Raw genomic sequence first — 345 nt, forward strand, 5'->3', positions numbered from 1 at the left:
GAGTCTGGGCCGTGTCTCAGTCCCAGTGTGGCCGATCACCCTCTCAGGTCGGCTACGCATCGTCGCCTTGGTGAGCCGTTACCTCACCAACTAGCTAATGCGCCGCGGGTCCATCTATAAGTGATAGATTGCTCCATCTTTCCCGATTCAGTCATGCGACCATATCGCGTATCCGGTATTAGCATTCGTTTCCGAATGTTATCCCAGTCTTAYAGGCAGGTTACCCACGTGTTACTCACCCGTCCGCCGCTAACCGGCGTTTTCCGAAGAAAACGCTAGTCCGCTCGACTTGCATGTATTAGGCACGCCGCCAGCGTTCGTCCTGAGCCAGGATCAAACTCTCCA

Annotated in this window: 1 rRNA gene; it reads right to left on the bottom strand. The window is 54.9% G+C overall.

The features are described from left to right. Positions 1–345 (bottom strand): 16S ribosomal RNA (locus tag AB4Z45_RS33105); the annotation flags it as partial.

The sequence above is a fragment of the Paenibacillus sp. MCAF9 genome, from assembly GCF_052114265.1.
Classification (GTDB): domain Bacteria; phylum Bacillota; class Bacilli; order Paenibacillales; family Paenibacillaceae; genus Pristimantibacillus.